Annotated in this window: 25 protein-coding genes, 1 pseudogene and 1 riboswitch; of the genes and pseudogenes, 16 read left to right on the top strand and 10 right to left on the bottom strand. The window is 60.0% G+C overall.

The window, feature by feature from the left end:
• The first annotated feature begins 123 nt into the window (after positions 1-123).
• A riboswitch (yybP-ykoY riboswitch) is annotated at positions 124-299 on the top strand.
• 97 nt (positions 300-396) lie between these two features.
• A complete protein-coding gene (locus tag AX768_RS00070; protein ID WP_061998259.1) occupies positions 397-1,407 on the top strand; it encodes a sodium:calcium antiporter in 1,011 nt (336 codons plus the stop codon).
• Between the two features lie 142 nt (positions 1,408-1,549).
• On the opposite strand, the gene AX768_RS00075 is transcribed toward AX768_RS00070, so the two are convergent.
• The 3 genes and pseudogenes from AX768_RS00075 to AX768_RS00085 all read right to left on the bottom strand — a co-directional run bounded on the left by AX768_RS00075 (position 1,550) and on the right by AX768_RS00085 (position 4,765).
• Complete coding sequence (locus AX768_RS00075) at positions 1,550-1,849, bottom strand: flagellar protein FliT (protein WP_061998260.1); 300 nt, start codon at positions 1,847-1,849, stop codon at positions 1,550-1,552.
• Between the two features lie 12 nt (positions 1,850-1,861).
• A pseudogene (gene fliD / locus AX768_RS00080) lies at positions 1,862-3,390 on the bottom strand (flagellar filament capping protein FliD).
• Between the two features lie 181 nt (positions 3,391-3,571).
• Entirely contained in the window at positions 3,572-4,765 is a 1,194-nt protein-coding gene (locus AX768_RS00085) for a flagellin (protein ID WP_061998261.1), read from the bottom strand.
• A 284-nt stretch (positions 4,766-5,049) separates the two neighbouring features.
• On the opposite strand from AX768_RS00085, the gene AX768_RS00090 reads away from it, so the two are divergent.
• Both AX768_RS00090 and rpsU read left to right on the top strand, forming a co-directional pair.
• Positions 5,050-5,997 carry an aldo/keto reductase gene (locus AX768_RS00090; protein WP_061998262.1) on the top strand — a complete coding sequence of 316 codons (948 nt, stop codon included), beginning with the start codon at positions 5,050-5,052 and terminating at the stop codon, positions 5,995-5,997.
• Positions 5,998-6,360: 363 nt separating this feature from the next.
• Entirely contained in the window at positions 6,361-6,573 is a 213-nt protein-coding gene (rpsU, locus tag AX768_RS00095; RefSeq protein WP_031357080.1) for a 30S ribosomal protein S21, read from the top strand.
• A 157-nt stretch (positions 6,574-6,730) separates the two neighbouring features.
• Here rpsU and AX768_RS00100 read toward each other — a convergent pair whose 3' ends face one another.
• The 3 genes from AX768_RS00100 to AX768_RS00110 form a co-directional block, all read right to left on the bottom strand.
• A complete protein-coding gene (locus tag AX768_RS00100; RefSeq protein WP_061998263.1) occupies positions 6,731-7,090 on the bottom strand; it encodes a hypothetical protein in 360 nt (119 codons plus the stop codon).
• A 68-nt stretch (positions 7,091-7,158) separates the two neighbouring features.
• On the bottom strand, positions 7,159-7,584 hold the full coding sequence (locus AX768_RS00105) for a hypothetical protein (protein WP_062000648.1): 426 nt from the start codon (positions 7,582-7,584) through the stop codon (positions 7,159-7,161).
• Positions 7,585-8,063: 479 nt separating this feature from the next.
• Entirely contained in the window at positions 8,064-8,708 is a 645-nt protein-coding gene (locus AX768_RS00110; protein WP_061998264.1) for a DNA-3-methyladenine glycosylase I, read from the bottom strand.
• Between the two features lie 162 nt (positions 8,709-8,870).
• Between AX768_RS00110 and AX768_RS00115 the strand changes: the two genes are divergently transcribed.
• Entirely contained in the window at positions 8,871-9,773 is a 903-nt protein-coding gene (locus AX768_RS00115; RefSeq protein ID WP_061998265.1) for a BadF/BadG/BcrA/BcrD ATPase family protein, read from the top strand.
• Positions 9,774-9,812: 39 nt separating this feature from the next.
• Positions 9,813-10,637 carry a Cof-type HAD-IIB family hydrolase gene (locus tag AX768_RS00120; protein ID WP_061998266.1) on the top strand — a complete coding sequence of 275 codons (825 nt, stop codon included), beginning with the start codon at positions 9,813-9,815 and terminating at the stop codon, positions 10,635-10,637.
• Positions 10,638-10,715: 78 nt separating this feature from the next.
• On the opposite strand, the gene AX768_RS31770 is transcribed toward AX768_RS00120, so the two are convergent.
• Together AX768_RS31770 and aqpZ are read right to left on the bottom strand one after the other, a co-directional pair.
• Positions 10,716-11,018 (bottom strand): PXPV repeat protein, encoded by a 303-nt coding sequence (locus AX768_RS31770; RefSeq protein WP_075359299.1) that lies wholly within the window; start codon positions 11,016-11,018, stop codon positions 10,716-10,718.
• A gap of 347 nt (positions 11,019-11,365) precedes the next feature.
• The gene (aqpZ, locus tag AX768_RS00130) at positions 11,366-12,079 is read right to left on the bottom strand and encodes an aquaporin Z (protein ID WP_061998268.1); all 714 of its coding nucleotides are present in this window, start codon (positions 12,077-12,079) and stop codon (positions 11,366-11,368) included.
• 294 nt (positions 12,080-12,373) lie between these two features.
• Between aqpZ and AX768_RS00135 the strand changes: the two genes are divergently transcribed.
• A complete protein-coding gene (locus tag AX768_RS00135; RefSeq protein WP_061998269.1) occupies positions 12,374-12,679 on the top strand; it encodes an H-NS histone family protein in 306 nt (101 codons plus the stop codon).
• Between the two features lie 188 nt (positions 12,680-12,867).
• Here AX768_RS00135 and AX768_RS00140 read toward each other — a convergent pair whose 3' ends face one another.
• Together AX768_RS00140 and AX768_RS32490 are read right to left on the bottom strand one after the other, a co-directional pair.
• Positions 12,868-13,932, bottom strand: a complete 1,065-nt coding sequence (locus AX768_RS00140) for a glycosyltransferase family 4 protein (RefSeq protein WP_061998270.1) — start codon at positions 13,930-13,932, stop codon at positions 12,868-12,870.
• A 217-nt stretch (positions 13,933-14,149) separates the two neighbouring features.
• On the bottom strand, positions 14,150-14,476 hold the full coding sequence (locus tag AX768_RS32490) for a hypothetical protein (protein ID WP_155524146.1): 327 nt from the start codon (positions 14,474-14,476) through the stop codon (positions 14,150-14,152).
• Positions 14,477-14,634: 158 nt separating this feature from the next.
• Here AX768_RS32490 and motA point away from each other — a divergent pair, with 158 nt between their 5' ends.
• The 10 genes from motA (at position 14,635) to cheY (ending at position 24,937) form a co-directional block, all read left to right on the top strand.
• Positions 14,635-15,495: a flagellar motor stator protein MotA gene (gene motA / locus AX768_RS00145; RefSeq protein ID WP_061998271.1), complete on the top strand. Its 861-nt coding sequence runs from the start codon at positions 14,635-14,637 to the stop codon at positions 15,493-15,495.
• A gap of 37 nt (positions 15,496-15,532) precedes the next feature.
• Entirely contained in the window at positions 15,533-16,504 is a 972-nt protein-coding gene (motB, locus tag AX768_RS00150; protein ID WP_061998272.1) for a flagellar motor protein MotB, read from the top strand.
• A 48-nt stretch (positions 16,505-16,552) separates the two neighbouring features.
• Entirely contained in the window at positions 16,553-16,933 is a 381-nt protein-coding gene (locus tag AX768_RS00155) for a response regulator (RefSeq protein ID WP_061998273.1), read from the top strand.
• A 104-nt stretch (positions 16,934-17,037) separates the two neighbouring features.
• A complete protein-coding gene (cheA, locus tag AX768_RS00160; RefSeq protein WP_061998274.1) occupies positions 17,038-19,257 on the top strand; it encodes a chemotaxis protein CheA in 2,220 nt (739 codons plus the stop codon).
• A 51-nt stretch (positions 19,258-19,308) separates the two neighbouring features.
• On the top strand, positions 19,309-19,839 hold the full coding sequence (gene cheW, locus AX768_RS00165) for a chemotaxis protein CheW (RefSeq protein WP_061998275.1): 531 nt from the start codon (positions 19,309-19,311) through the stop codon (positions 19,837-19,839).
• Between the two features lie 21 nt (positions 19,840-19,860).
• Entirely contained in the window at positions 19,861-21,645 is a 1,785-nt protein-coding gene (locus AX768_RS00170; RefSeq protein WP_061998276.1) for a methyl-accepting chemotaxis protein, read from the top strand.
• Between the two features lie 56 nt (positions 21,646-21,701).
• Positions 21,702-22,628: a CheR family methyltransferase gene (locus AX768_RS00175; protein WP_061998277.1), complete on the top strand. Its 927-nt coding sequence runs from the start codon at positions 21,702-21,704 to the stop codon at positions 22,626-22,628.
• Complete coding sequence (cheD, locus tag AX768_RS00180; RefSeq protein ID WP_061998278.1) at positions 22,625-23,344, top strand: chemoreceptor glutamine deamidase CheD; 720 nt, start codon at positions 22,625-22,627, stop codon at positions 23,342-23,344. The genes AX768_RS00175 and cheD overlap by 4 nt, the downstream gene beginning before the upstream one ends.
• On the top strand, positions 23,341-24,456 hold the full coding sequence (locus AX768_RS00185) for a protein-glutamate methylesterase/protein-glutamine glutaminase (protein ID WP_061998279.1): 1,116 nt from the start codon (positions 23,341-23,343) through the stop codon (positions 24,454-24,456). The genes cheD and AX768_RS00185 overlap by 4 nt, the downstream gene beginning before the upstream one ends.
• Before the next feature lie 85 nt (positions 24,457-24,541).
• Positions 24,542-24,937 carry a chemotaxis response regulator CheY gene (gene cheY / locus AX768_RS00190; protein ID WP_061998280.1) on the top strand — a complete coding sequence of 132 codons (396 nt, stop codon included), beginning with the start codon at positions 24,542-24,544 and terminating at the stop codon, positions 24,935-24,937.
• Positions 24,938-24,950 lie beyond the last annotated feature (13 nt).

Consider the following 24,950-nt stretch of genomic DNA (forward strand, 5'->3'; position numbering starts at 1 on the left):
CAAACCCGCGTCGGCGTAGCTTACTGAAACGTTATTTCCGCTACAACGACCGATTGGGGATATCGATATGGGACCGATCCCGCCCGGCTGCGTCGCCTTGCCTAATCCGCAGCCCCACGCTAAACTCGTGCCCGTCTTTGGGGAGTAGCCTTCCTTCCGCAATGGGAGGAGGACGCGTCAACATACTCGGCTGGTGCCGTGGCGCGTTCGACCGGTCAGGTTTGGCGAGACCATGGGTGCATCTTGTCGTTCACGGTCGGACGGCGCGGGATAGCACCCTGGTTCGCTGACGTCCGACCGTGAAATCATCGTGTCTCCAAAACAAAAATACCCCACTCCGGTCACAAGCCTCTCCTTGCGCAGCGGTCGCCAGTACCCCTCATTGCGAGGTGCGGCATGACCATGCTCTTCCTGCAACTCGCACTCATGCTCGTGGTGATTCTGGCGGCATCGGAATTGTTCACCAATGCACTCGAGCATCTCGGCGAAAAACTCGGTATCTCCGAAGGCGTCACGGGTTCGCTCTTTGCGGCCATTGGCACGGCATTGCCTGAGACCACGGTGCCGATCATCGCGTTGCTGGGCGCCTCGGCAAATCGTTCGGTCAACGAGGAAATCGGCGTCGGCGCCATTCTTGGCGCGCCGCTGATGCTCGCGACGCTTTCCACCTGCCTGATGGCCATCGCCGTGATCAAGGCGCGCGGCCTGAAGGGGCTGGTCACGCCAGAACATACAGGCTTTACCCGCGATCTCAACTTCTTCCTCTGCGCGTTCATGATTGCCGCCGGCGCGATGTTCGTTCCGCATCACGCCTGGCCCGTGCGCGCGTTGTTCGCGGTCGGCCTGGTCGGCGTGTATGTGGTGTATGTGATCACGACGTTTCGCGCATCGGCCAGTCTGGTCGAGAAAGGGCACGGCACCGAGGCCCCCGAGCGCCTGCTGATCGCGCGTGTGGGCTTGCCGACGACGCTTGCGACCATTGCGCTACAGATGCTGATCGGCGTTGCACTGCTGGTTGGCGGGGCGAAGGGGTTTATCGCGGGCGTTGAGGGTGTGTCGCATGTGCTGGGGATTTCGGCGTTGCTGCTTTCGCTGATCATCATCCCGATCGCGACCGAACTGCCGGAAAAGGTGAACAGCATCATCTGGGCGCGGCGCGGGAAGGACACGCTCGCGTTCGGGAACATCACCGGCGCAATGGTGTTTCAAGGCACGTTGCTGCCGGGTATCGGCATTATGCTGACGCCCTGGGAACCGCGCGTTGAAGTGCTGACCGGCGTTTTCATCACGCTTGCCGCCGCCGCATGGCTGCGGTTCAACGCGAGAAAAGGCGGGATCGTGCTTTGGGCGCTGCTCGTGAACGGCGGCCTGTACGCGCTTTATCTCGGGTTGACGCTGGGACGATAAGTCATCGCAGGTGGCGGCGTGCGCCTCGGCATGCCGCCAGTTCGCGCGCAAAAAAAAGCCCGCCGAAGCGGGCATCAATCACATTGCGCGTCGCACTTACCGCGCATCTGTTGTTGTCCTGCGTTGTCTCTTCACTGCCGCTTCAGAGTCGTGCTGCCTGCTGATACCGGCTGGCGGCGCTCGCCTGGTTCATCGCTTGCCGGTGATTCCTCATCAACGCCGTTTCCGCCGATGTCGCCACGTTCATGATCGTCGCAATGCTCGCCTGGATCCGGCGGATGATGACCATGGCATCGGCGGGCTGGTCGGCTTGCAAGCCCATCAGGAGCGGCGAACGCGTTTGCGTGAGTTCGGCGGCGCGGGGCCAGTCGTTATCGGCGGCTGCATTTTCGATGGCTTCCGTCAGCGCCCACGCCTGCGCGATCAGTTCTTGCTGGTTCATCGCTTTGCTCCCTTACTTATTGGTCGCGAGTGCGCCCGCGCTGTCCGTGCCGCCGAATAACTGCGTGAGGTAGCTGGCGTTGCTTGTCGATTGCGACATCAGCGTGTTCAGCGCCGTGAATTGCGCGTTGTACGAAGTCGTCAACTGCGCGGCGTATGCCGTGAGTGCCGTTTGCTGGTCGCTCAGGCTTTTCAGGTCGGCGGTCAGCGCGGTCGAGCGCGTATCCATGATCCCGCCGGTCGCAAGGAACGACGTCAGGTCGTTGTTCATGTTCGCGGCAACGCCGTTAGTCGAATTGAACAACTTCGCGACGGTTTGCGGATCGCTGCTGAGCGCGGCGGTGAGCGCATCGGAATCGGTCTTGAGCGTGCCGTCCGGCTGCAGCGTGATGCCGATAGACGCGAGATTGACCGCGGACGAGCCCGCGCCGACCGCGCCGCTGATGGCGCTCGAGAGCGTGTTGCGGATCGTGTTCATCATGGAGTCGCCGAGCAGCGCGCCCCCTTGCGAACCGACTGCCTGGGTCGAGTCGAACGATGTCAGCGACTGGACCGTGCTCATGTAGTTGTTGTACGCGGTGACGAAGGCGTTGATGGCCGTTGCCTGTCCGGTCGTATCGGGCGCGACGGTCAGCGTCTGCGTGGTGCCGACCGATGTGGAATCCAGCGTCATCGAAACGCCGCTGAGCGCCGTGGTGATCGTGTTGCTGGCGCTGGTTCCGGGCGTGCCCGCGATCGAGAAGTTGGCGTCTTCTCCGGCTACGCTCTGCGTCCAGTTTCCCGATGCAACCGTGGTCACCGAGCCCGTGTAATTGCCGGCCGTTTCCGAGCTGCTTGCGGGCGCGGATGCCGTGCCCGAGGTCACGGCGAGGTTGTTCAGCGTGTCGCCCGATGCCGTCCCCGAGATCGAGACATTGATCCCGTTCGATACCCCGTGGACGACGAACGCAGCACCAGATGCGCGCCGTCCGTGCCGTTCACGATGGCCGCCGTCACGCCCGGATTGCCGGACGCCGAATTGATGGCCGATGCAATGCCCGACAGCGTGTTGTTGTCCGACGTGACCGGGATCGACATGTTCTTGCCGCCGACCGAGATGGTCATGGTCCCGGTGCCTAGCGTATCGGTCGACTTGAACGCGCCCGAGGTAATCGACTGCGATGTCGCGATATTCGAGACCTGCACGGAATAGGAGCCCGCCACCGCGCCGGAGGTGCCCTTCGCCGTGATGCCCTTGCCGTCGCCTGTCGCCGTGAAGGCAGAGAGCGTCGTGCCGTCCGAGAGAGCCGAAAGAGACGTCTGCAGCAGGGACATCACCGATTTCAGCGTGCCGAGCGCCGTGACCTGCGTGTTGTCCGTGGTGGTCTTGCTATTGAGAGTGTCCGTCTGGCCCGCGATTTTCGAATTGACGAGCGCGGTGACCAGGGAGTTCACGTCCATGGTCGAGCCGGTCGAGCCGCTGATGATCGACTGTGCGGCCTGCTGGACCGCGCTGTTCGGGTCAACGGTTGAACCGGTTGACGATGTAGATATCGTGCTCATGCATTGCTCCGTTCGTGCGTGGGCCGGAAAACGCTCGATAAATTCCGGAAACGCGAACTGGGAGGCAAGCCTCCCAGCGGTTTTTTTGCTTCTTTTTGCTGCAACTACCGCTGTGATGCGGGTGTTTCACCCGGCGCGCATTGTAAGCGGTGCGCGCCGGTTACTGCATCGGCCAAAATGCTTAGCCGAGGAGCTTCAGTACTTGTTGCGGCAGCGAGTTGGCCTGTGCCAGCACCGAGATACCTGCTTGCTGCAGCACTTGCGCCTTGCTCAGGTTCGCGGTTTCCTGCGCGAAGTCCGCGTCGGTGATTTGCGATTGAGCCGACGACAAGTCCGTCGATTGTGCTTGCTGCGTCGTGGCTACCGAGCTGAAACGGTTCTGGACAGCGCCCAGTTGCGATTGCAGTGCGTTGACGGTGTTCAGCGCATTGTCGATCGATTCAATAGCGCTCGATGCGCCGTTCGTCGTGCTGATGTCGATTGCGGACACTTGCGGCGGTGCGGCATTGGCGTCGAACGATGCAAGTTCGCTGGTTTGCTGCGCCGTTGCGGTGCCGGCTGCAACTGCGGGCGGCCCGACAACTGCCGGCGACAGCGCCGTGGCGGCGAGGGTGCTCTTGCCGGCCGTCGTCGTGATGACGTTCGAGGCCAGGAACGTATTAGGTGCCGTCGCCGTGCCGTCGCCCAAGTCCTTGTTGTTTTGGTCCGTATAGGTATAACCGCCCTTGCCGTCGGCAATGACGTTGACCGTCGTAATGGCTGCGGGGGAAGTTGCGGTGGCTGCGACATACTTGCCGGTTGCATCCAGCGACAGACCGTCGATGCTGCCAACTGCCGTGCCCTTTTGCGGAACACCGCCGCCAAGCTGCAATGCCGACACGTTAGCCGATGCACCCAGATCCACGCTGATCGACTGGCCCACGTTCGCGCCAACCTGGAAGCTCTTCACGCCAGCCGAGCCGTCCAGCAAGTTCGTGCCGTTGTACGTGGTTTGCGACGAGATACGGTTAATTTCGCTGATACGCTGCGACACTTCCGACTGGAGCGCTGCCTGGTCGGTCGACGACAGCGAACCGCTCGAAGCTTGCACAGCCAGTTGGCGAATACGTTGCAGGTTGTCCGTGATCTGGCTCAGACCGCTCGATGCCGTTTGCGTCATCGAAACGCCGTCGTTCGCATTCGATACACCTTGGTTCAGGCCGTTGATCTGCGACGTCATGCGCGACGCAATGGCTTGTCCTGCTGCGTCGTCCGCGGCGCTGTTGATGCGCTTGCCCGACGACAGGCGGGTGATTGCCGACGACAGCGCGCTCTGCGTGCTGCCCAGGTTTTGCTGAGCGACCAGCGAGTTGATATTGCTGTTAATACCGATCATTTGGATTTCTCCTGAAAAAGCTATGTGAGCTAAAAGGGCTGTTTTTGGCTACTACGCCGTCCTGTTGCCTGGCGGTTCCGAGCGTGTTAGCCGGCCGCCTACTTGGGTTAGCGGCCCCTCACAAAAACTTGAGGAATTCGAAAATCATTTGTAGAAGGAATGCCTTGAACGCTGGAGATAGTCTTGCCGTAAGGGGTTTGCAATGGCACACCGCCTGCGGGCATGGAGATTCACGGGTATTCTTTTTCGCAGCATTCCCTTGATTGCACACGTCAGGAGCCACCATGCAACACCGCACCATCGGTACCTCGGACCTCAAGGTCGCGCCGCTCGTCTTTGGCGGCAACGTGTTCGGCTGGACCGCCGACGAACGCACGTCCTTCTCCCTTCTCGACGCTTTTGTCGACCACGGCCTCAATTTCATCGATACCGCCGACGTCTACTCGGCCTGGGTCGAAGGCCACCAGGGCGGTGAATCGGAGACGATCATCGGCAAGTGGCTGAAGGAGAGCGGCAAGCGCGACAAGGTCGTGCTCGCCACCAAGGTAGGCATGCTGAGCACGCGGCCGGGGCTGTCGGCGGCGAACATCGAAGCGGCCGTGAACGACTCGCTCAAGCGGCTTAAGACGGATTACATCGACGTCTATTTCTCCCATCTCGACGACGATAAAACGCCGCTCATCGACACGCTCGGCGCCTATCAGAAGCTGATTGCAGCCGGAAAGGTGCGGGTGATCGGGGCATCGAACTACACGGGCGAACGGCTGGAAGAGGCGCTGAAGATCTCTCAAAAGGAGGGCATTCCGGGTTATCAGGTGCTGCAACCGGAATACAACCTCTACGATCGCGCAGGTTACGAAGGCGACCAGGAGCTGGTCGCGGCGGCGCATAAAGTCTCTGTGGTGACGTACTACAGCCTGGCGAGCGGTTTCCTGAGCGGAAAATACCGGTCCAAAGCCGATACGGAGAACGCTGCGCGCGGTTCCAAGGTCTCGGGCTATCTGAACGATCGCGGCTTGCGGATCATCGATGCGCTCGTCAAGGTCGCCGACCGCCACGGCGTCGCGCCCGCTACGATTGCGCTCGCATGGCTGATCGCACGTCCAAGCGTGACAGCGCCGATTGCCAGCGCGACTTCGGTCAAACAGCTCGAAAATCTTGCCGAAGCCACGCGCATCACGCTCAAGTCTGAAGACATTGCGTTGCTGACGGAGGTCAGTGATCCGGCGTAAGTTTTCGCATAAATGCCTGAAAAACTTCGGATTTTCATGGAGTTGCGCCCCGCAAACCGGCTTTGCGGGGTTGGCGATACGTCGACGATCTGATAACATCTCGCCCGAATCGAGATTTTTGCCCGATGACGCCGCAGCTTTTCGCGACGTCTGGCGGCCCGAAGTGCGCTGTTCCGGATTCCAGGGAATGCGCATGCCGTGATCGGCGGTGAAATCCCACCTCTCTCTTTTCCGGCCTCCGTGGCCGCTTTGCTCGTGTTCGCCGCGTTGGGTGGACGATCGGAGTGCCGGCGCGCGGCGTAAGCCCGTTTGGTTACGCTTCGCCGCGCAGTCAGAAAAACGTATTAGCGATTTAGGACTTCCATGACCACTATTGTTTTGAAAGAAAATGAGCCGTTCGACGTTGCGATCCGTCGCTTTCGCCGGACCATCGAAAAGAACGGCCTGATCGCCGAACTTCGCGAACGCCAGTCGTACGAGAAGCCGACGACAGCACGCAAGCGCAAGAAAGCGGCTGCAGTTAGCCGCCTGCGCAAGCGTCTGCGCAGCCAGATGCTGCCCAAGAAGCTTCACTGATTCTTGGCATGTTGCGGCCTCAGTCTGGGCCGCAATAAAGCAAAACGGCGATGCTGCCCGAAAGGGTTGCATCGCCGTTTTGCTTTGTGTTCTGCTTTGTGTTCTGCTTTGCGCTTCGTGTTTTGCTTTGTACTTTGTGGCAGCCGTGCTGTGCTTTTCAGACGAAGGCGTGGCGCTCCGCCAAGCGAGCCAGGACCTGCGGCCATTCGTCGACGCGGAAATCGTCGTGAACTTCTTCCAGCTCGATCAGCAGCTCGGCAATTTCAGGATCGTAGGCATTCACGTTGGATGCATACAGCGCCCGCAATAGCGATCCGTCTCTCGCGTTCCGGTAGTACGAGATACCAATGCCTTCAATGTCCGGCTGGTACACGTCGTCAGCAATCAGCGACCCGATAGCGCATTTGCGGCCGTCGCTGCTGCGAAGCCGGCACGAACCGTTGTCATCCTCCGACACGGCCCGCTGCGTGAGCAGATGCGCGCTCACGCGTTCGTAGATGTCTCTTGCCGTTAACATTGCGTTACTCGTTGTTCTAATTGATGCATTTCCTGGAACCTCGACGGAGCCAGGCAGTGTCCTTGAGCTCAAGCCGCTGACTTCAACCGTTCCGCCGACAGATTGAACTGGCGTGCAATCGATGCAAACCGCTCGCGCCATTCCCATTTGCCGAATACGTCGTGCACGTTCTGCAGGCAACTGAGCAATTCGACGGTAGTCGGGTCGTAGACATTGATATTCGAGCGCAACAACGCCCGCTTCAACGCTGTCACGCCGACATCCATATACGAAGGCACAGACTCGGGACCTTTGTCGATGTAGCGGATAGGCACGCCTTCCATCGCTGTCATGTAGTCTCGCGGCTTGATGAAGCTGCCTACTGGACAGCCGCCGCAGTATCCGCGATATGCGCCGCCGCCTCGCGGCAGCAAAGCTGCCTGACCTTGGCCAAACAAGTGGTGCACGGCGCTATCGAAGATTTCCTGATGCGTCAAAAAGTTGAGGTTTTTCATTCTGCTTTCCCCTGCACCGACATCGCGGCGCTTCGTGGGTGTCATCAAACAGCGTTATCAGTATCGGACGCGATTCGGGTCGTCTTAGCGCGGTGAGCCACACAATCCGCGTTTTTCGATTCGCCATTCGCTTTCCTGCAATACCGCCCGCCAGGACCAAGCACGCTTCGGCCAGCCTCACATCGCGACTGACGGCAAATAAGCCGTTCACGCGCTGCAAAACCAGTTCGCACTTAATTTATAGCGGTTCTTCCCGGTAAAAAATGGGTGCTGGCACTCAGTAGGTCGCAATTTTGACATGCTGCCCGGGTTTCTGCACGGCCGGTGGCCGGCCGACGCGGCTTTGTAGTAAAGGCTCCAGAGCGTTTTCTACCCGCCAAAAAGCATTGCCGTCGGGATTTTCCCTGAGGATGCCTTAAACAACGAAGCTTGTTGCGAAAACGCAATATCTGAGCTGCAAACCCGTGGCAATGAATTTCTTAAACTGATGGTTTTTTGGCGGATGGACGCTTTGCACCCGGTAGAGCGTAGTCCGAACGGCAGAAACAGGCGGCTTCGTGGTCGTTGACCATGCCGGTTGCTTGCATAAAGGCGTAGCACGTGGTCGATCCGACGAACGTACAACCGAATTTCCTCAGCGCGCGACTCAACGCGTCCGATATTTCCGTGCAGGCCGGCGCGTGCGAGTACGAAGCGCGCGGAGTGTCGACAGGCGTGCCGCCGACAAACGACCACACGAATGCCGCGAAGGAGCCGTGCTCAGCCTGAATTCGCTGTACCGCGCGAGCGTTGGCGACAGCGGATGCGATCTTCGCCCGGTTGCGGATGATGCGGGCATCGAGCAGGAGTTTAGCTGCATCGTTTTCCGAGAAGGCGGCGATCCTGTCGATATTGAAGTTGTGAAACAGCGTCTTGTAGCCCTCGCGCTTGTTAAGAATCGTTGACCAGGACAAGCCGGCCTGAGCGCCCTCGAGCACGAGCATTTCGAAGAGATGACGATCGTCGTGCGAGGGGACGCCCCATTCCGTGTCGTGATAGTGGGCGAGGGCCGGCGTGCTCACCCAGCCGCAGCGGTGCGGCTCGGGACTTTCGTTGGGCTGGGCTGATCTCTTAGGTTTTGTCATGGCTGATTCAGGGGATGCATGGTGAACGTTCGATCAGCATAGGCGGAAGGCTTTGCGCGGAACAGTCGGCCGAATGGCATGGTCGGTGATGCGGTCTTGCGTTCAAGTGGTATCCCATTCGGCTGAGTGGCGGTGCCGGCGCCGGGCCGTTAAGCTTCCGGCATGACTAATTCAAACCACTCATACTCTTATCTGATCGGCGTCGATGGCGGCGGCAGCGGCACGCGTGTTGTCCTGGCCGACGCAAACGGCGTCGAACTCGCTCGTGCATCGGGTGGACCTTCAGGGCTTGGACTTGGCGTCGAGCGCGCCTGGAAAGCGATCGACTCAACGATCTCACGCGCGTTCGGTTCGGCGGGCTTGCCGTTCGAATGGCAAGCCTGTGCGCTCGGCTGCGGCCTGGCCGGCGTGAACCACGCTGGCTGGCTCGCCCAATTTCATGAAAGTGCGCCGGATGGATGCGCACTTGTTGTCGAAAGTGACGCATTGACTACGCTCCTGGGCGCTCACGGCGGCGAGCCTGGCGTGATCGTGGCGCTGGGTACGGGCAGCATCGCGGCATCGCTTGATACGCAGGGTCAAGTCGCGATTGCGGGCGGCTATGGGTTCCCGAGCGGCGATGAAGCGAGCGGCGCATGGCTCGGCATGCGCGCGGCGGTGCATCTGCAGCGCGTTTTGGATGGGCGCGCGCCGGCAGACGACTGGTCCCATGCGCTGCTTGAATGCACCAATGTCGCCGATCGCGATGGTCTGGTGGTGTGGCTGAGCGCTGCCAACCAGACCGCCTATGCCACGCTCGCACCCACGATCTTCCAGCATCGAAATCATCCGTTCGCCGAGCGGCTGCTTCAGGAAGCGGGTCGCGAGATCGAGACGATGGTGGCGGCGCTCGACCACGACAAGGTAATGCCGGTGGCATTGTGCGGCGGTCTTGCGAGCCCGCTCGAACCGTTTGTGCCGGAGACGCTCCGCGCCCGCTTGCGAGTACCGCTTGCGGACTCAGCAGCGGGCGCGCTGCAACTGGCTCACCGCGCGGCGGCGGGGGAAGGGCAGGCAGCGCGCTAGAATGACAGAGTCCTAACGGCTAAAAGGAAGCGCCTTCCCATGTATTCGATCATCGCAACCGATCTCGACGGCACCTTGCTCAACAGCGACCATCAGGTCGACCCGTTCACCGTCGAAACGGTCCGCGAACTTGAAGCGCAAGGGGTGCGTTTCATTATCGCCACGGGGCGGCATTACCGGGACGTGGTGGGAATTCGAATGGTGCTGGGTATCGATGCGTATCTCATTACGTCGAACGGCGCCCGCATCCACGCGCCCGACAACGAGCGCATTTACGCGCGTGACATTGCGCCTTCAGCCGTGCGCCGGCTCGTCCAGCCGGATCTGGCGGGCAGCGAGCGTGTGATCGTGAACCTGTTCGCCGACGACGCCTGGCTGATCGACCGGCATGCGCCGACCTTGCTCGAATTTCACCAGGATTCGGGGTTCAACTATGACGTCATGGATCTGCGCCAGCACGACGGCGAGAACATTGCGAAGGTGCTTTATATTGGCGATCCGGAAGATTTGAAGGTGACCGCGGCGAATCTCGAACGTGAATTCGGCGATTCCATCTATGTGACCTTCTCAATGCCGGATTGCCTGGAGGTGATGACGTCGGATGTATCCAAGGGAAGGGCATTGCGATTCGTGCTGGACCGGCTCGATATCGATACCGCGCATTGCGTGGCGTTCGGCGACAACATGAACGATATCGACTTGCTTGAAACCGCCGGACGTCCATTCATGATGAAAAACGCGAATCCTGATCTGGTCAAGCGCCTGCCGAATATTCCGAGAATTGGCAATAACTTCGAGGCAGGGGTCGCACATCAGCTGCGCAGTTTGTTCGGCATGAGCGACAAAATCGCCGCTGGCGAGTAACACGATCAAACGCGAACAATAAAAAAGGAGCGCCCATACGGCCGCTCCTTTTTTTAGATCTGGCGAAACGCCGGATCCTTATCCACGATGATTCCATCCGCCGCGATTATCGCCGCCATAATTCCCGCCGCGATGGTCCCAGCCGGTACGATCCCAACGGCCCCGGTCCGGTCCGCCCCAGCGCGGTTCATCGTGATGACGCCAGGCGGGCGGCGCCGCACGATAATAGGGTGCGGGTTGTACATAAACCGCCGCGGGACTTGTATAAACCGGTGCGCCAAGCGACAAGCCGATATTCAGATCTGTATGTGCCTGCGCGGCTCCTGCTGCACCTAACGCGAGACCAGCGGCAACCAGCAGATGCGTAACGATGCGTGTCATGGTGTTCTCCTTTATGGGCGACGCGTGTCGCATGAATCTAATGTACGCATCCGTCGTCTTACGAGTATCGACGAGTTGTTACTGGGTGAAAGTGTTGCGAAAGGGAGTCTGCGGGATTAATGCGTGGCTGGCATGGGTGCAAAACCCATGATGGTAAAAGCTTTGCGGTTGATGGAATGGCGTGTGGCTCTGACGGCCAGCATTTCCAGATTCGAAAAGCAGTAAACGCACATTACATTTGTCGCAGCCGATTCATATTGCTTGGCTGGTTTAAACGGTTGAAACCGTGACCTCAATAAAAAAACGGGCGCCGGGCGCCCGTTTTTCCTCAATCGACTTGCTGTGAATCAGGCCGATGCAAGCGCCCGTTTCTTCGCGCCGGTCAGCAGCGGATAGACCACACCCGCGATGATCGCGCCGATGATCGGTGCAACCCAGAACAGCCACAGTTGTTCCACTGCCGCGCCGCCGACGAACAATGCCGGGCCGGTCGAGCGAGCCGGGTTCACAGACGTGTTGGTCACCGGGATCGAGATCAGGTGGATCAGCGTCAGGCACAGGCCGATTGCGATCGGTGCAAAACCGGCGGGCGCACGGCTGTCGGTTGCGCCAAGGATGACGAACAGGAAGAAGAACGTCATGACCACTTCGCAGACGAGCGCGGCCATCATCGAGTAATGACCAGGCGATTGGTCGCCAAAGCCATTGGTCGCGAAACCGCCGAGTTCAAAGGTCGGCGAACCGCTTGCGATCACATACAGCACGTACGCGCCTAGAATGCCGCCAATCACTTGCGCGACAATGTACGGAGCCAGATCGCGAACCGGAAAGCGGCCGGCGACGGTCAAGCCGACGCTTACGGCCGGGTTCAGGTGGCAACCGGAGATGTGGCCGATGGCATAAGCCATGGTGAGCACGGTCAGGCCAAACGCGAGCGAGACGCCCGCAAAGCCAATACCAAGTTGAGGAAATCCGGCGGCAAGTACGGCGCTTCCGCAGCCGCCCAGCACGAGCCAGAACGTACCAAACATTTCTGCGCCGAGGCGCTGTCCCAATCGCATGATTCGAAGTCCTAAAAATATATAAAAAACTGAAACGTTTCCGCTGCGTGTGATCGCGATTACATTGACGACCAAATACAGCGGGTAGGCAGTGTAATCCGAGTATCGGCAGTAGTTGTCAACAATTGTCAAATCAGCCAGAACTAAGGCAAGTCCTATTAAGATTGGCCTATAGTTTCAAGAATCTTCTTAAGTTGTTTGGAACTTTCTGCAATTGCGTTGGCAACCGTTGCATCTTTTATTCGATATCGTTAGGCTTCTCAATAATCGCTGCCTATTGAAAAGGGATTGGAAATGTCGCAATACATTGAGCTGAAGGCGCAAATAGCCAAACTACAGGAGCAGGCCGAAGAAGCGCGCCGCACGGAACTGGAAGCTGTACTCGTGGATATACGGCGGAAGATCGTTGAGTATGGGCTTACCGCACAGGATTTGGGGCTGACGGTTGTACGCCGCGGGCGCCCGCCGAAGAAAGAACCATTGCCACCGGTCTACCAGGATCCCAAGTCAGGTAATACGTGGAGTGGCCGTGGCAAGCCGCCGAAGTGGATCGTGGGTAAAAGCCGGGAGCGTTTCTTGATTAATCAGGAGCATTCCTGACAAAGCCGTGCATCGGGACAAACTGCGAAAAAGGCCCCGCTGGCGTCTCTGTATACAAAAAAACCACCCTGTTGCGGGTGGATTTTTTTGCGCTGCAATAACGCGATTTATTCCAGCTAAGTAAATCAAAAACTCTCCGATGTCGAATCTTTATGGATTGCAACATCGGATTAATCGGCGTTCCTCGATCAGCCTACTGCAACCTGGCGCAGCATCGGGCGCTTTGCCGCCTGAAGCAGGGCGGTATAGCTGTCGACATAATTCTGCGCCATCGTGCTTGCACAGAAACGGCGTTCGAACTGCGCGCGGATTTCGGTGCGCGACAGTTCATCGAGTCGCTGAAGTGCGCCAACTGCGCCCTGCACGTCTTCGCAGATAAAGCCCGTCACGCCGTGATCGATGACTTCCGGGACCGAACCGCGATTGAATGCGATTACCGGCGTACCGCACGCCATGGCTTCGATCATCACAAGACCAAACGGCTCCGACCAGTCGATCGGGAACAGGAGCGCCTTGGCGCCCGAGAGGAACTCCGGCTTTTGCTGCTCGTTGATTTCGCCGACGAATTCTACATTTGCGCTGGAAAGCAACGGCTCGATCGTGCTCTTGAAATACTCCTGGTCAACCTTGTCAACCTTTGCGGCGATTTTCAGCGGCAGACCGGTTTGCGCTGCGATCTGTATTGCCAGATCGGCGCGCTTTTCCGGGCAGATACGGCCGAGAAAGGCGAGGTATTCCGGCTTCTTGTGCTTTTGCGGCGTCAGGAGATCCTGCGGCAACCCGTGGTAAATGGTATTTAGCCACGCGGCTTGCGGCAGCGGCTGGCGCTGCGAATCCGAAATCGAGATGACCGGCGCTTCCGGAAATGCATCGAAAACCGGCTGCAGTTCGGGCAAGTCGAGACGGCCATGCAGCGTGGTCACGAACGGTGTATCCATCTGCGAGAACGTCGAAAACGGCATGTAGTCGAGGTGGAAGTGGAGCACGTCGAACTCATGCGCGCGGCGGCGAACCTTCTCGAGCAGCAGCGCGTGGGGCGCGTTCCAGTCACGGATGGTCGGGTCGAGGCGCAGCGCACGCGGCCATGCGGCGTCAAGCGTCGCCTTGGTTTCCGAATCGCCGCTTGCAAAGAGCGTCACGTCGTGACCGAGATCAACCAGGGCGTCGCTCAAATACGAGACAACGCGCTCGGTGCCGCCGTAGAACTTCGGAGGAACTGCTTCGTGCAAGGGTGCAATTTGTGCGATACGCATAACGTGACTCTCCTGTTCGTTGCGGCTTCGAAATACGGTTTCCGATAGAAACCCGCTGAAGCCTTGCGGACGGGCCAGCCTCTATGCTGCCGCCCCCGTTGGAAATCGGACCCGGGTGAATCGGGTTATCCCTTACGACCCATTATCAAGATGACCGCGGATATCGCCGAGTCATTTTGCAAACGCTTAACCTTGTTACAGGGCGAAACACCGCTGGTTACGAATTGCTAACAACGGCTGAGGTCCTTGCCTGGCGGGCGATTGCATGAATATCGACAAGCTGCGTCGGACTTGATGCGATGCCCAGGACGCAACAATGAGCAATGCCTGTGCCAAGCGTGCGAAAGGCACCACAGCCCGCCTCGTATGGTTTCAGCCACCAAACCGGGTCAATTCGAAGCGGTTTTGCAAAGTAATTGCCGGACGGTGCCGTTAAACAATCAATGCGCCCGCGTTGTAAGAAAAGATGCGCTTGATAGGTAAATCGAAAGCGGGTTTTGCAGAAGTTGGACGACAAATCGGCAGGTTTGCCCGATTTGTTCACGGGATTTTGCGTTGCCCGTGAATCACCTTACACGGTAATCGCCCCGCCAATAAAGACGCAGCCGGTTTCGCGCCGCCCATTTCCCTTCAAAGTTTTCCAGCCTCGTGCCGTAAACCACTTAACGGCGGTTTCGCCGCTGCAACCATGAGGATTCGATTGTGCTGATTTTCATCGGAACACTAGTGACGCTTTTGTCGGTTTTCGGCGGTTATGCGCTGGAAGGCGGGCATCTGGGCGCGCTGGTCCAACCCGTTGAAATCCTGATGATTGCAGGCGCGGGTGTCGGCGCTTTCATCCTCGGCAACGGCATGAAGACGATCAAGGCCACGCTGCGCGTGATCCCGACACTCTTCAAAGGCTCCAAGTACAACAAGGATGTGTACATGGAGCTGATGGCGCTTCTCTACGTGCTGCTTGCCAAGGCGCGCAAGGAAGGCACGCTGACGCTGGAATCCGACATCGACGATCCGGCTAAAAGCCCGATCTTTGCGCAGTATCCGAAGATCCTCGCGGATCACCATATCGTCGAGTTCCTGACCGATTATTTGCGCCTGATGGTCGGCGGCAACATGAACGCGTTCGAGATCGAAAGCCTGATGGACGAGGAAATCGAAACGCATCACGCCGAAGGCGAAGGCCCGGCGCAGGCGCTCCACAAGGTCGGCGACGCAATGCCTGCGTTCGGCATTGTCGCGGCCGTGATGGGTGTGGTCCATACCATGGCATCCGCCGATCAGCCGCCGGCGATTCTCGGCGAAATGATCGCGCAGGCGCTGGTCGGGACGTTCCTCGGCATCTTGTTGTCGTACGGGTTGATCGGGCCGCTGGCGAGCGTTGCGGAGCAGCGCGTGGCCGAGTCGACGAAGATGTTCCAGTGCATCAAGGTCACGATTCTCGCGAGCCTGAACGGTTATGCCCCGGCTATTGCGGTCGAGTTCGGCCGCAAGGTGCTTTTCTCCACCGAGCGTCCGTCGTTCTCCGAACTGGAAGAACACGTGCGCCGCGTGAAGGCCAAGTAACGCCTTCACGCGAGAACGCGCTCCCGGAGAATCTGCCATGTCCAACAAGACCGATCGCCCGATCTTCATCAAACGGATCGTATCGAGCAAGAAAGCGCATCACGGCGGGGCGTGGAAGCTCGCGTACGCCGACTTCATGACCGCGATGATGGCGTTCTTCCTGCTCATGTGGCTGCTGAGCGCGGTGTCGCCAGTGCAGCGCCAGGGCATTGCGGAGTATTTCAACATGCCGCTCAAGAACGCCATCATGGGCGGGCAGAGTTCAGGCATGGACTCGAGCATTCTCAACGGCGGCGGACGCGATATCTCCAGCCCCGAGCAAGGCACGACACGCATGAGCGACGGCACGCGGCGCTCGAATCGCATTGATGAACAAACGCTGAGAGACGCGCAAGGCGAACTCGAACGCCGCGATCAGGCGCGCTTGCACGACCTGCAGGTCAAGCTGATGTCGGCGATAGATGCGAATCCGGTGTTGCGCCAGTTTCGCCAGCAGATTCGCATCGATTCGACGCAGCAAGGTTTGCGCATTGAAATTGTCGATACACAAAAGCGGCCGATGTTCGCCCTTGCAAGCAATTCCGTGCAGCCGTACATGCGCGACATCCTGCGCGAAATCGGCAAGGCGCTCAACGACGTGCCGAACCGGATCGTCGTGCAGGGACATACCGACGCCACGCAATACGCGGGCGGCGAGAAAGGTTACAGCAACTGGGAATTATCGGCGGATCGGGCGAACGCATCGCGCCGCGAATTGATTTCGGGCGGCATGGACGAAGCGAAGGTCTTGCGTGTGATCGGATTGGCATCGACGCAAAACCTGAACAAGCAGGACGCCTTCGATCCGGAAAACCGCCGCATCAGCATTCTCGTTTTGAATCGCAAATCGGAAGAGTCGATGACACGCGACGAAACCGCCGCGACCACGATTACCAGCAATCCCCTTAACGCTGGCAATGCCACGCCTGGACTCGGCGCGCTCGTGCCGAGCAAAGCGGCGGCCAGGTAGCCAGCTTCAGGAAAAGCCTCAAAACATCGGACCGGGTACGACAAAACCATGATCAAGAACATTCTGACAATCGACGATTCCGCTTCAATGCGCAAAGTCCTCTCGGCGACATTCGTGGCGGCGGGGTATCGCGTGGAAGTTGCCGCCGATGGCGCCGAAGGCTACGAAGCGGCGCTCGCCGAACAGTTCGACCTCATCGTGACCGACCAGAACATGCCGGCCATGAGCGGGCTCGACCTGATCGTGAAGCTGCGCGGGCATCGTGCATATGCGAATACGCCGATCCTCGTGCTGACGACCGAATCCAGCGACCAGTTCAAGGCGGCGGCGCGCGAAGCGGGCGCGACGGGCTGGATCGAAAAACCGATCGATCCCGACATGCTGACCGAACTGGTCGCGACGTTGTCGGACGCCGAGCAGTCGCACTGAAGCAGTGAAGCACTCAAGCACTGAAACACGCAGCACGAGACAAAGCACAAGCAATTACGACGCGCATAGCGACGACAGACAAGGCATCCGGTGGTGACCCAGGCATGACACTCGACATTACGCAGTTCTATCAAACATTCTTCGACGAAGCCGACGAGCTGCTCGCAGACATGGAGCAATTGCTGCTCGCGCTGGATCTGGCGAACCCCGATCCCGAAGACCTCGGCGCGATTTTCCGCGCGGCGCATTCCATCAAGGGCGGCGCGGCGACGTTCGGTTTCTCGGCGCTGACGGAGACCACGCACATTCTCGAATCGCTGCTCGACCGGGCGCGTAACAACGAGCTGGTCTTGCGCCGCGACATGATCGATACCTTCCTTGAAACCAAGGACGTGTTGTCGGATCAGTTGAGTGCTTACCGTGCAAGCGCGGAACCGGATGCGGCCGCCGCAAAGGCGATCTGCACGAAGCTCGAGTTTCTCCGGGACAACGACGCGTGTAACGACGCGGGCCACGCGCCTCAAGCCGCTACGGAACCAACACCGTCTCTCGCCGATCAAGCCGCGATCGCCCAGGACCTCGCGCAAGTTGCGATGGCGCTGGGTCCGAACGAGCCGCCTGCGCACGTGGTCGAGCAGGCAAACGAAGCCGTGGAAGAAGAGGGCGACTGGACGGAGTTTCCATCCGCGCCGGAATCCACCGACGCGAGCGCTGACAAGGGCCCGCATCTGAAAATCACGTTACGTGGGGTAGGGGAGAAGGACCAGGCTCTGTTGACCGAGGAGCTCGGAAACCTGGGGACAGTCGTCGGGGAAAAGAAGTCGGGCGGTGACCTGACGTTGTGGCTGGACTCGGATGTATCGGCGGATGACATCGTTGCCGTGTGCTGTTTCGTGATCGATGATTCGCAGATTTCGATTGGTCGCGGCAATGCGTCGAGCGCATCGGTGGATGAAACGCCGGTCGCAGCCGTGGAAGAAATCAAAGAGGTGGCAGAAAAAGCGCCCCAGGCAGAGAAGACGGAACCGGCGGCGGCTGCATCTGCTGCCGCCGAGTCCCGCGCAAACACACCGGTTTCGGCTCCGGCCGAAGCTCCCAAGGCGCGCGCCGCAGCGGCGCCGGCTGCTGCAGAAGGCAGTTCGATTCGCGTGGGCGTTGAAAAGGTCGATCAGTTGATCAACCTCGTCGGGGAACTCGTGATCACGCAAGCCATGCTCGCCGAAACCACGAGCACGTTCGATCCCGCGCTGCACGACCGCCTCTTCAACGGCATGGCGCAACTCGAGCGCAATGCGCGCGACTTGCAGGAAGCCGTGATGTCCATCCGTATGATGCCGATGGATTACGTCTTCAGCCGTTTCCCGCGTCTCGTGCGCGATCTCGCCGCGAAGCTCGGCAAGGAAGTCGAACTCGTCACGTTCGGTCAGGCGACGGAACTCGACAAGAGCCTGATTGAACGCATCATCGACCCGTTGACGCACCTCGTGCGCAACTCGCTCGATCACGGCATTGAAACCGTTGAAGCGCGTCGCGCGTCCGGCAAGGCCGCGGCGGGGCAACTGGTGCTGTCGGCGGCGCATCACGGCGGCAACATCGTGATCGAAGTCAGCGACGACGGCGCGGGCCTGCGCCGCGACAAGATCCTCGCCAAGGCGATGAGCCAAGGCATGCAGGTCAGCGAGTCGATGTCCGACGACGAAGTCTGGCAACTCATCTTCATGCCCGGCTTTTCCACTGCCGATCAAGTCACGGATATCTCCGGCCGTGGCGTTGGCATGGACGTGGTTAAACGCAACATCCAGGCGATGGGCGGCCACGTCGAAATCCAGTCGCGCGAGGGCAAGGGTACGACCACGCGTATTGTTTTGCCGCTGACGCTGGCGATTCTCGACGGCATGTCGGTGAAGGTCGGCAGCGAAATTTTCATCCTGCCGCTGAACTTCGTGATGGAGTCGCTGCAACCCGTCGCCGACGATATCTACACCGTCGCGGGCGGCGAGCGCGTGGTGCGCGTGCGTGGCGAATATTTGCCGCTGGTCGCGCTGCACCAGGTGTTCGAAGTCAGCGACGCACGCACCGAACCCACGCAGGGAATCATTACGATCATCCAGTCCGAGGGACGGCGTTTTGCCATGTTGATCGATGAGCTCGTCGGGCAGCAGCAAGTGGTGGTTAAGAACCTCGAAACGAATTACCGCAAGGTGCACGGCATCTCGGCTGCAACCATTCTCGGCGACGGCAGCGTCGCGCTGATCGTGGACGTGGCGGCGCTAAATCGTGAAAACCGCACGGCGCATGGCGCGGTGGCGTCGCTCACACATTAAGCATCAACGCATTGACGCAGTAACCAAACAACCGAACTCCGGGAGCTAAAAATGGCAGCAGACATTCAATCCATCACTTCCGCGGCGCAGCGCCGCGACGTTCAACGCGCTTCCACGCAAGCCGAAGCGGCCGGACAGGAATTCCTGGTCTTTACGCTGGGCGCGGAAGAGTACGGCATCGACATTTTGAAAGTGCAGGAAATTCGCGGCTACGACAACGTCACGCGCATCGCGAATGCGCCGACGTTCATCAAGGGCGTGATCAACCTGCGCGGCATCATCGTGCCGATCGTCGATATGCGCATCAAGTTCAATCTCGGCCGTGTCGAATACGACAACCAGACGGTCGTGATCATCCTGAACGTGGCGCATCGCGTGGTTGGCATGGTGGTCGACGGCGTGTCCGACGTCCTCACGCTTCAGGCTGATCAGGTCATGCCGGCGCCGGAATTCGGCGCGACGCTCACGACCGAGTATCTGACGGGACTCGGCACGGTCGATGGCCGCATGCTGATCCTGATGGACATCGAAAAATTGATGACGAGCAAGGAGATGGAGTTGATCGACTCCGTCGCGGCTTGATCCCACGTTTGGAAGAAAGACATGCTTAAGAACTGGTCGATTCGTACCACGCTGACCCTCGTGGGCTTGTTGTTCGTAGGCTTTGCCGCTGTGGTGGCTGCGCTGTCGCTTAACGGTCTGCGCTCGGCAGGCAATTCGTTGTCCACGCTGACAGACAGCGACATGGTCTCGGTGCGCGCGCTGAACGACGCGTCGTCGTACTTGCTGCGCGCCCGCGTGACGCTCGACCGGGTACGTTCACTCGATGAAGCCGGCAAGACCGACGAAGCGAAGAAGGCGATCGATCGCGGCCAGTTCCTGCTCGATAAATCCAACGAGAACTGGAAGCTGTTCCTTGCCACGCCGAAGCCGACCTTGCCGCAAGCAATGCTCGATGAAGTCGTCGCCAAGCGCGACACGCTGATGCGCGAAGGCGTCGAGCCCGAGTTCGCCGCGATCCGCGCGAACGACATGGCCGCGTATCACGCCATCGCCGACACGAAGATCAGCCCGATGTTCGTCTCGCTCGACACAGCGTCGTCCGCAGTCGTGGACTTTACGCAAAAACACGCCGATGCCTTGCGCGCGGATACGCAGGCGAATATCACGTTGCTGATCCAGGTGATCACGGGCGTGATGGTGCTGGCGGTGCTGACGTTGATTGCAACCCGTTTCGCAATGGGCGGCATGATCGTGCAGCCGATCAACGACGCGGTGGATCATTTCGAGCGCATCGCACGCGGCGACCTGACGCGCTCCGCTCACACCGATAAAACCAACGAGATCGGCCGCCTGTTTGCGGGTATAGAAAGGATGCGCGTGAATTTGACCGCGATGGTCGGGGCGGTGCATAACGGCGCGGAATCCATCGATGTGGGTGCGCGTGAGATTGCAAGCGGCAATACGGACCTGTCACAACGTACCGAGGAACAGGCGGCGTCGTTGCAGGAAACGGCGTCGAGCATGGAACAGTTGACCAGCACGGTCAAGCAGAACGCCGAGAACGCGCGGCAGGCCTCGCAACTGGCCGTGAACGCGTCTGACATTGCATCGCGCGGTGGTGAAGTCGTCGAGCAGGTCGTGGACACCATGAACGCGATTTCATCGAGTTCGAGCAAGGTGGTGGACATCATCGGCGTGATCGAGGGGATCGCTTTCCAGACGAACATCCTTGCGCTGAACGCGGCGGTCGAAGCGGCGCGCGCCGGTGAGGAAGGGCGTGGATTCGCGGTCGTGGCCGGTGAAGTCCGCAGCCTCGCGCAACGCAGCGCGGCGGCGGCCAAAGAGATCAAGTCGCTGATCGGCGACTCGACGGCGAAGGTGGAAAGCGGCTCGCAACTCGTGGCGCGTGCCGGCACGACCATGGACGAGATCGTCCAGGCGGTGCGTCGCGTGACGGACATCATGGGCGAGATCAGCGCAGCGTCCGACGAACAGTCGCAGGGCATCGAACAGGTGAGCCGCGCGGTTGGGCAGATGGACGAAGTGACGCAGCAGAATGCCGCGCTGGTTGAAGAAGCGGCCGCTGCTGCGGCATCGCTCGAAGAACAGACGCGCAAGCTGAAGGACGTGGTCGGCCACTGGCAAGTCAGCGGCGACACGGCTCAGCAAGGCCGCGTCGAGCCGTCGGTTGCAGCGTCAGCACACGCAACCCGCGCCATCGCGCCGATAAAAGTTGTTTCGCGGCCTAACGTCGCGGCCAATCGCGCCGTTAATAAGATTAACGAGAAGATGGTTGCAGCGACTCAGGCCTCTCAAGACGCCGCACCCGCAGCAAAAGCTCCGAAGCTCGCTGCAGTAGCAGCCGGCGACTGGGAAACCTTTTAAGGCAGTGGCAGATGTTCATGCAGGCCCACCGCACGTTCCAGCAAGACAAAGGCTAGATGATGGCAACGCGCTCACCCGTCGATACACCCCGCGACCGGACCCGCAACGGTTCGGAACTGGAACGCGACTTCGAATTCACCGGTGCCGATTTCGGCCGCATTCGCGACCTGATTCATCGTCGCGCGGGGATTTCGCTGTCCGAGCATAAACGCGACATGGCCTACAGCCGTCTCGCGCGACGTCTGCGCGCGTGCAACATCGATACGTTCCGTCTTTACCTCGACCGCCTCGAAGCGCAGCCGGACAGCGCCGAGTGGGAAGCGTTCACCAACGCGCTGACCACGAACCTGACCGCGTTCTTCCGCGAATCGCATCACTTTCCGATTCTCGCCACGTTTGCGAAGAGCCGGCCGCAGCCGTTTTCTGTGTGGTGCTCGGCGGCATCGACGGGCGAGGAGCCGTATTCCATCGCCATGACGCTGATGGAGACGCTTGGCGATTCGGCCGCGCGCCAGTGCACGGTGATCGCGACGGATATTGACAGCCAGGTGTTGCAGAAGGCGGACGCGGGCGTCTATTCGCTCGATTCGGTGAAGACGCTCGGCAATGACCGGCTCAAGCGCTTCTTCCTGAAAGGCACGGGCGCGCACGCCGGCATGGTCAAGATCCGCCCGGAAGTGCGGGCGATGGTGAAGTTCGAGCAACTGAACCTGACGGATTCGAAATATGCGCTGCCGGGCCAGTTCGACGCGATCTTCTGCCGCAACGTGATGATCTATTTCGATAAACCCACGCAAGCGCAAGTTCTCGCGCGCTTCGAGCCGCTGATGAAAAGCGGCGGTCTGCTGTTCGCCGGGCATTCGGAAAACTTCACGTATGTGACGCAGGCGTTCAAGCTGCGCGGCCAGACGGTGTACGCGTTATCGCGTGATTCCGTTGCTGGAACCGCCAAGAAGAAGGCGCTCGCCGGAGAACCGGCATGAGCGCATTGCCGATCGCGACGAACCTGTATTTCGACAACCACTTCAAGCTCCCGGGCGTGAAGCTGTTGCCGAACGAGTTCTACATGACAGGCGAGAACATGGTGCTCGTCACGGTGCTCGGTTCGTGCGTGGCGGCGTGCATTACTGACCGGACGGCGGGCATTGGCGGCATGAACCATTTCATGCTGCCCGACGACGGCGCGGACGCATCGCAGTCCAGTTCGGATTCCATGCGATACGGCGCGTACGCCATGGAAGTGCTGATCAACGAGATGATCAAGCGTGGCGGCCGGCGCGAGCGCTTCGAAGCCAAGGTATTCGGCGGCGGCGCGGTGCTGGCGGGTATGACGACAATCAATATCGGCGATAGAAATTCCGAGTTCGTTCGCCGCTATCTCGCGCTGGAAAAGATTCGCATCGTGGCTGAGGACTTGCAGGGCATGTATCCGCGCAAGGTCGCGTTCATGCCGCGAACCGGCCAGGCGATGGTCAAGAAACTGATCACGCAGCAAGACCCGAGCGTGGTCGAACGCGAACAGGCGCTGGTGCGGCAAACGCCCGAAGCGCGCAGCGAGCGGCTGGCCAAGGCGCGTGCGCGCGTCGAACTTTTCAGCCAGCCGAAAGCCAGGACAACCGATAAACCCCGCATCGAACTATTCGGTGCCGCAGCCGGCCTGCAGCGAACCGTCCGCATGAAGACGGTGGAGGAAGCATGACAACGGCCCGGAGCACGGAACCGAAGATCAGCGTTTTGTGCGTCGATGATTCGGCGCTCGTGCGCAGCCTGATGACCGAGATCATCAATTCGCAGCCCGACATGCACGTGTGCGCGACCGCGCCCGATCCGCTTGTCGCACGCGATCTGATCAAGCAGCACAACCCCGACGTGCTCACGCTCGACGTGGAAATGCCGCGCATGGACGGCCTCGATTTCCTGGAAAAGCTGATGCGGTTGCGGCCGATGCCGGTGGTGATGGTGTCATCGCTCACGGAACGCGGCTCGGAAATCACGCTGCGCGCGCTTGAACTCGGCGCGGTGGATTTCGTGACGAAACCGCGCGTGGGCATCCGCGACGGCATGCTCGAATACTCGGAGAAGCTCGCCGACAAGATCCGCGCCGCTGCGCGCGCTCGTGTCAGGCAAACGCCTCATGTCGTGCATGCGGCGGCGGGTTCAAGCGGTTCGGTCACGGCGTCGAAACCCACGCCCAACCTGAACAACCCGCTGGTGAGCACGGAAAAGCTGATCATCGTCGGGGCATCGACGGGCGGCACTGAAGCTATCCGCGAACTCCTGGTTCCGCTTCCGCCCGATGCACCCGGCGTGATGATCGCGCAGCACATGCCACCAGGCTTCACCAAGTCGTTCGCGCAACGTCTGAACGGCCTGTGCCGGATCGCGGTGAAGGAAGCCGAGCATGGCGAGCGTGTGCTGCCGGGCCACGCGTATATCGCGCCTGGCGACGCTCACCTCGTGCTGGCGAGAAGCGGTGCGAACTATGTCGCGCATCTCTCCGACGCCGCGCCGGTCAACCGGCATCGGCCATCGGTGGATGTGCTGTTCCGTTCCGCCGCGCAGCACGCGGGCAAGAACGCGCTCGGCGTGATCCTGACCGGCATGGGCCGCGACGGCGCGCAAGGCATGCTGGAAATGCAACAAGCCGGCGCGTACACATTTGCGCAGGACGAAGCGAGCTGCGTGGTGTTCGGCATGCCGCGCGAAGCCATTGCAACCGGCGGCGTGAGCGAAATCGCGCCGTTGTCGGAAATGACCCGGCGCGTGATGGCGCGCCTCAATTCCATGGGCGAGCGCGCACAACGCGTCTGACCTTCCTCGCGAGCACACGAATTCGAATACCCACGCGGCGTGCGCGCCGCCTGAAGAAACAACGGGAATACAAGGAGCAGTGAAGATGGACAAGAACATGAAGATTTTGGTCGTCGATGACTTCCCGACGATGCGCCGCATCGTCAGAAACCTGCTGAAGGAACTAGGTTTCTCGAACGTCGATGAAGCCGAGGACGGCGCAGCCGGCCTTGCGCGTCTGCGTGGCGGCGGTTTCGAGTTCGTCATTTCCGACTGGAACATGCCGAACCTCGACGGTCTGGAAATGCTCAAGCAGATTCGCGCCGATGCCGCCCTCTCGCACTTGCCCGTGCTGATGGTGACGGCGGAATCGAAGAAGGAAAACATCATTGCCGCGGCGCAGGCTGGCGCGAGCGGTTACGTGGTCAAGCCGTTCACGGCCGCGACCCTCGACGAGAAGCTCACGAAGATTCTCGAAAAGATGGCCAAGGCCGGGAGCTGAGATCGTGAATGAA

This window comes from Burkholderia sp. PAMC 28687, assembly GCF_001577465.1.
In the GTDB taxonomy this organism is placed as follows: domain Bacteria; phylum Pseudomonadota; class Gammaproteobacteria; order Burkholderiales; family Burkholderiaceae; genus Caballeronia.